The 6,876-nt window shown below is 39.7% G+C and carries 5 protein-coding genes; 1 reads left to right on the top strand and 4 read right to left on the bottom strand.

Annotation, left to right across the window (positions count from 1 at the left end):
- A partial coding sequence (locus VJ937_RS03060) for a type I restriction enzyme endonuclease domain-containing protein (RefSeq protein WP_324065431.1) occupies window positions 1-1,317 on the top strand: 1,317 nt, incomplete at its 5' end.
- 43 nt (window positions 1,318-1,360) lie between these two features.
- Here the strand turns inward: VJ937_RS03060 and VJ937_RS03055 are convergent.
- The 4 genes from VJ937_RS03055 to VJ937_RS03040 all read right to left on the bottom strand — a co-directional run.
- Complete coding sequence (locus VJ937_RS03055) at window positions 1,361-2,233, bottom strand: hypothetical protein (protein ID WP_324065430.1); 873 nt, start codon at window positions 2,231-2,233, stop codon at window positions 1,361-1,363.
- Window positions 2,234-2,291: 58 nt separating this feature from the next.
- The gene (locus tag VJ937_RS03050) at window positions 2,292-5,540 is read right to left on the bottom strand and encodes a ligand-binding sensor domain-containing protein (RefSeq protein WP_324065429.1); all 3,249 of its coding nucleotides are present in this window, start codon (window positions 5,538-5,540) and stop codon (window positions 2,292-2,294) included.
- 29 nt (window positions 5,541-5,569) lie between these two features.
- A complete protein-coding gene (locus VJ937_RS03045; protein WP_324065428.1) occupies window positions 5,570-6,226 on the bottom strand; it encodes a WbqC family protein in 657 nt (218 codons plus the stop codon).
- A 7-nt stretch (window positions 6,227-6,233) separates the two neighbouring features.
- Window positions 6,234-6,876, bottom strand: a 643-nt coding sequence (locus VJ937_RS03040; protein WP_324065427.1) for an MBL fold metallo-hydrolase, incomplete at its 5' end; no start/stop codon positions are given.

Raw genomic sequence — 6,876 nt, 5'->3', positions numbered from 1 at the left:
ATGACATCTTCTTCATCAGACGGCCCCAAAATGGCAAAACATCATACAACGAAACAACAACGAAAGATTTTAGCTGACAGAATGAAAGACCCCGAAGATGAATTGCAATTGGTAATTGTCAGGGATATGTGGTTAACCGGGTTTGATGCACCGAGCATGCATACACTTTACATTGACAAACCTATGAGAGGCCATAATCTGATGCAGGCAATTGCCCGTGTCAATAGGGTTTACAAAGATAAGCCCGGTGGTTTGGTTGTTGATTATTTAGGAATAGCATCTGATTTGAAAAAAGCACTTTCTTTTTATTCCGATGCTGGCGGTAAAGGCGACCCGGCCATTGCACAGGAACAGGCAGTGGAACTTATGTTGGAAAAACTGGAAGTCGTTTCAAATATGTTTCATGGTTTTCCGTATGAAGATTATTTCCAAGCTGATACTTCAAAAAAGCTATCCATGATTTTAGGTGCGGAAGAGCATATTCTTGGACTTGAAGACGGAAAGAAAAGATACATTAATGAAGTTACTGCACTTTCAAAAGCCTTTGCAATTGCAGTTCCGCATGAACAGGCCATGGATATTAAAGAGGAGGTTTCTTTTTTCCAGGCCGTAAAAGCTAGGTTAGCAAAATTTCATAGCACAGGTCCAGGAAAAACCGATGAAGAAATTGAAACCACCATTCGGCAGGTAATTGATAAGGCTTTGATTTCTGAACAAGTTATTGATGTTTTCGATGCAGCAGGAATAAAAAAACCGGATATTTCAATTTTATCAGAAGAATTCCTGTTGGAATTGAAAGGAATGGAGCATAAAAATGTGGCAATGGAAGTGCTGAAAAAACTTTTAAATGATGAAATAAAATCCCGTTCCAAAAAGAATCTGGTTAAAAGTAAATCCTTAATGGAAATGCTTGAAAGTTCAATAAAAAAGTATCACAACAAGATACTGACTGCTGCAGAAGTCATAGATGAACTTATAAAACTGAGTAAGGAAATCATAAACATGGATACGGAAGCAGAAGCAATGGGACTTTCGGACTTTGAATATGCTTTTTATACGGCAGTAGCTAATAATGAGAGTGCACGGCAATTAATGCAGCAGGATAAATTGCGAGAATTGGCGGTTAAATTAACAGAAAGAGTAAAACAAAATGCTTCAATTGACTGGACAATCAAAGAAAGTGTAAGGGCAAAACTAAAAGTAATAATCAAACGGACATTGCGCCAATACGGATATCCACCGGACATGCAAAAACTGGCAACCGAAACGGTACTTAAGCAAGCTGAAATGATAGCAAAGGAACTAACAGATGAATAGCCAGCCCAAAAGCAGTTTGTTCAGGTTGTTTCAGCTTCTCTTCCTACAAAAACACCATCAGCACAAAAAATGTAATGATCGACAGCATAATGCCGATTTTGTTGAGCAGGGTAACTTTTTCTCTGAAAAACCACAGGGCAATAATTACTGATGTTAGCACGACACCTGTATTATTGAGTGCTATGACAATCGAATTATTGATGAGTAGCTCATTCAGGGCGTTTATCAGGAAGTAAAGCGAGCCAAAATTGGCCAATCCCATCAGGGTACCGCTTATGAGTGCCTTGGGTTTTAGAATTGTTGCACGGTTTTTTTGAAAAAAGATCAGTACAATGCTCCAAATGGCCGAAAACCCGAATAGGAGGAATGAGAAAGTGGAGGAGGCATTGGGGTTTTTTATATAAAAAGTTTGCGAAAACTTTATAAGTGAGTCGGCCAAACCAAGAAAAACGAATAGCATTGCCGGTAAAAGCATTATGAACAGGGATTCAATGCTTTTCCTGCGTTTCTTAAAAACAGTAAGGAATACAGCCACAATGGCCATAATCAATAGAATAAGTTTTGTGTGGGTATAGTGGTCGTTATCGTCGATCAGGATAGAGAAAAACATCGGAAATACAAACGACATTTTACTGGCTACAGTAGTTAAAGCAATTCCTGCTTTCCGCGTTGAGAGTCCGATGAGGAAAAATGTAAAAACAAAGATACTCCCGATTATAGCTGCGGGCCAAACCCAGTTTAACGGAATATTGGCCACATCAGCCGGGGTTAGTCCGGCATTGAAAAATCCAAAAGCACTGGCTATGAAATAGTTAATTATGATGGGGTGGATTATTGGAATGTCATATTTCTCGGTTACCTTAAAAATAATAAGAATAACAACGCTGGAAATTATGCTGAGCAGAAGGTAAAGCATCTTTTTGGCGCAAAGATAGCATTGCCTTTTGTATAATTAACATTTTGAGTCAATTTGTTCAGAAACGGACACCTACCAAAATCATATCGTCAATTTGCTCATAGTCTTCCATCCAGGTGTCAATGGTATCTTCCATGGTCATTTGTTGGTTGGGCATGTTTTGGTCCTGAATAGAGATGAGTTTTTCCTGTAACTTTTTGCTGGTAAATTTCCGGTTCCTTGGTCCCCCAAACTGGTCAGCATAGCCATCGGAAAAAATGTAGATGGTGTCGCCTTTTTCGACTTGAATTTTGTGGTTGAAAAAAGGTTTTTTAGATATAAGTTGGCTGCCACCAATTGAACGGCGCGTGACTTTGTATTTGGAAAGTTCTTTATTTCGGATGTGATATAGCGGGTTGTATGCGCCCGAAAATGTGAGTTCGTTGCTGCCTTCATCAATGGCGCAAATGGCCATATCCATACCGTCGAAAGTATCGCTTTTACGGCCTTTTTGGTTCAGGCTTTGCTTAATTTTTTCGTCGAGCTCGGTTAAAATTTCAGCAGGGTCAGTAATGTCTTCTTCTGTAACAATTTGGTTGAGCAGGTTATTTCCAATAATAGACATGAATGCTCCAGGCACACCATGCCCTGTGCAGTCTGCCGCAGTAAATATTCTGGTTGTACCTTTCTTAATGTACCAAAAAAAGTCACCGCTCACAATATCTTTGGGTTTAAAGAGCACAAATACATTTCTGAATTCTTCGGAGAAGTCTGTAATGGAAGGATAAATGATGGCTTGTTGTATGCGCTGGGCATATTGTATACTACTTGTAATATCGAGGTTTTTCTTGCGGAGTTCTGCTGTGCGCTCTGCTACAATCTCTTCCAGAATGCGTTTTTCACGCTGTAATTTGCGTGTTCTTATTCTGATGTAAATAATTACGCCAATAACGGGAAGTATGATATAGAGAATGTAAGCCAATGTTGTGCGCCACCAGGGTGGTTTTACTCTGATACGTATCGATACTTCTCCTTTGTCTCCTGAGGGCCAAATTCCTTCACTGTTTGTAGCTCTCACTTTAAATGTATACTCACCATCCTGTAAATCGGGAAATGAGGCAAATGTACGCGTGCTGGGCTGGCTCCATTTATCACTTTGTCCAACCATTTTGTACTTATATTGAATATTGCCCTGATGTGCGTAATCGAGGCCGACAAATTCAAATGAAATGAAGTTTTTATGCCATGGAATCACCACTTTGCGCTTACTTGAGGGTAGCGTATCGCCCTCCAGCTCTTTATCCATTACTTTAATGGATGTGAGCCTCACGGGCGGCTCATATTGACGGGGTTTTATCTGTTCGGGATTGAATGCGTAAAACCCCTCGGTTCCGCCAAAATAAAGGGTTCCTGATGCGGGATCACGCAAATAAGCGCCCTGACTAAATTCAAGGCTTTTCAAACCTTCGTTTTTCTGATAGCTTTTTACTGCTACAATGTTTGATGCTGAATCGAGGGTAATTCTGGCGATACCGCTATTGGTGCTGAGCCATAAGTTGTTTTCACTGTCGGGTAAAATGGCCCATACATTGTTGTTGGGCAATCCGTCGTTGATGTTGTAGTTACGGAATTTTCCGGTTTGTGGATTAAACCTTGAAATGCCCATTTCAGTTGCTATCCAGAAGTATCCGTTATGGTCTTCATGAATATATTTTACAACATTATTGGCAATGGTTGTAGTATCGCGGGAATCGTGTTGATACGATTTGACTTGCATCGATTGCAGGTCCAGTTTGGCAAGACCTCCACCCCGGGTGCCGAGCCATAAGGTATCCGGGTGTTTGCTATAAATGTAAAAAATAGTGTGGCTGTTTAATCCCTCTATGTTTTGATAGCGCGTAAAGTTTTCTTTATCAGGGTCGAAGTAATTTAAGCCATCGAAAGTGCCGATCCAATAGTTTCCTTTTTTAGCCGGGCGAATACAAATTATGGTATTGTTGCTTATGGAATTGGGGTTATTGTTTTGTTCCCTGTAGTTTCTTACCTCGCCGGTTTCAGGATTAAAATATTGCAAGCCGTTGCCCCAGCTACCCAGCCAGATATCGTTGTAGGCTTCTACATAAATATCAGTAATCTGATTACTTAGGGCGGGATGGTACTTGTTGTAATCATAAAACTTCTCTGTCCATGGATTAAAACCATCGAGGCCTCCACCGATGGTGCCAACTAGAATTTCATTGCTGTCGTATTTGGCAAAACTGAAAACCAGGTTGTTCGAAAGTGAGTTTTCTTTGGCTTTACTTCCGTAATGCCTGAACTTTTGCTGCTTATTGTGAATTACATTTACACCGTTTTCTTTATTGCTTATCCAAATGCTACCTGATTCATCTTCAAAAATATCTACTAACCAGTTCGATCGCAATGAATAGTCCTCTTCTTCGTTGGTTGTATAGCGGTACCAATAGTTCGATTTGTATTTCAGAAGCCCCTGGTTGGTTGTTACCCAAATAATGCCGTCTTTGTCGCGCAAGAAATCTCTGACTCTGAGCACTTCGTTTTCGTTGAAGAGATGCTTCGGTGTAATATCCTGAACTTCGCCGGTTTTGTTGTTCCACTCAAAAATGCCATTTTCTGTGGCTACCCATCGGCGCTGATCGTCGATGCGTAAAAAGGCACTGACCTGGTCTACGTATTGGGTTTCGTGGTTTTTATCAATAGTTACCTGGCGGGCATTCATGGTTTGTGGGTTGAGTGTGTAAAAATTATTACCATGTGTACCAAGTAGTATTTGACCATCGATGCAATTTATTTTCCTGATGAATGTAGGGTTTTGGGGTAATGAAACCTTACTGATTTTAAGTGTTTTGAGGTCCATTACATTTAAACCACCTCCATGTGTACCTATGAAAAGTATTGAATCCTGGCATACGTAAAGGCTTCTTACTTCGTTGTCAGACAGGTTTGTGGATGAATCTTTGATGTATGTTGTAAACTTGCCGGTTATCAGGTTGTAGGAGTTTAAGCCATAGCCCGTAGCAATCCAAAGTCTTTTTTTGTTATCTTCTGTAATGTCCCATATTTTGTTGCTTGAAATGGATGTAGAATCGTTTTGCTGGTTCCGAAATACATCAAATTTATATCCGTCAAAGCGATTGAGCCCATCTTCTGTGGCAAGCCATAAAAATCCCTTACTATCCTGAAATACTTTGCGCACTTTACCAACAGAAATACCATCGGAAGTTCCATAGCCAAAAAAACGCAAATCATCGCGTTCAGCAAAAATGCTATTCGCAATAAAAAGGATTAATATGATCAGGGTAATGCGCATGCTTTTTTGTTGTATAAAAATAGAAATTTTTATGGAGATAACTTTTTATTTACAATTGTTTTTTCCAAATAAAAATAAGATAACGGTCCCTCGTTAAATAACAAATCAATTATACTTAGGTTTTCAATGAATCCATACTTTTCACTAAAAAGTTGGTGGTAAGATACGGGATTGTAACAATCGTCATTTTCTTTGTACTGAGGCTTCGGATGTGCTATGTTTCGCAGATCGATTTCGTAATTGTGCTGATAGTCAGATGAGGGAGTGAGTGCCGTATCGATTTCAAGTATTTCCAGAATTTCGCCAAGCAGCTGCAGGTTAAGATCAAAAAGTTTCGGAATTTGTGTGTTAAGTATTTTTTTTAAATCGTCGATATAAAATTCGTAGAACGGGCTGTTGCGATAGGCTGTTCGAATGCTTTTTAATATCTGATCTTGCCAGTCTTTTTCTTTATTAACCAAAATATCTTTCATTTTTGTTTTTGAACCATGCGGCTTAATAACTGGTATGCTTAAGTTTTGTAATCCATTTGGACCAGCAATTTGTACTCTGTTTCTAAAAGTTTGTTTGGCATAGGTATCATGCTGTTCTATAACCACCTGATTGTGTCGCATGATGTGCGATATTTGTTGAATGGGAGGGAAGAAGGCCGATTGTATGGCTACCTGTGACATTTTATTTTTCATTCAAATATTAAAAGTTAAATACATTGCCACTTTTGACGAATTTAACGGGCAAAACTTCCCGCATTTGACTAATGACTTCAACTGCGGTGCAGTGAGAGGGATAGAGTTTTTTTATCCCCAGTTTTTTAAAAAAATCTATGGTGCGCTGCAGACGTGGATCACCTGGTTTAAGGTGAAAACCACCCATTACAGCATGCACAGGTTTACCGGGCATAATTTCCATGGCTTTTAGCACAATGTTGGTTATTCCGCTGTGTGCGCAACCACTTATGACCACAAGACCTTTTTGCGTTTCCAATACAATTCCGGTATCATCGGGCACATTATCCGGTGATTGGTCCTCAAGTATGAAATCTTCATGGCCGCTGTCCCACTGGTTTATACGGTGTATTTCGCCTAAAAACCAGGCACCGTCAAAGAGTTGCAGGTGACTTTTACTGTACATCACATCGAATTTGTCTTCAATGTCTTTTTGGGGTAAATCAAGACCAATACTGCGCCCGTTACTTTCTTTGTACCGTTTTCTGTGTATTTCAGGATGGGCTATTAGCTTACCACCACTCATAAATTCCAGTCCGTTTCCATGATCCCAGTGCCCGTGGCTTAACACAATTAAATCTGCATCATTGGGGTCAATACCAATTTTTTCT

The sequence above is a fragment of the Salinivirga sp. genome (genome assembly GCF_035268865.1).
Taxonomy (GTDB): Bacteria; Bacteroidota; Bacteroidia; order Bacteroidales; family Salinivirgaceae; genus Salinivirga.
Note: the sequence above shows the minus strand (reverse complement) of the source record. Positions and strands in the feature narration are given on the sequence as shown.

Coding starts and splice junctions, on each gene's coding strand:
- VJ937_RS03055 (WP_324065430.1), bottom strand. CDS start 2,233: ATGCTTTACCTTCTGCTCAGCATAATTTCCAGCGTTGTTATTCTTATT.
- VJ937_RS03050 (WP_324065429.1), bottom strand. CDS start 5,540: ATGCGCATTACCCTGATCATATTAATCCTTTTTATTGCGAATAGCATT.
- VJ937_RS03045 (WP_324065428.1), bottom strand. CDS start 6,226: ATGAAAAATAAAATGTCACAGGTAGCCATACAATCGGCCTTCTTCCCT.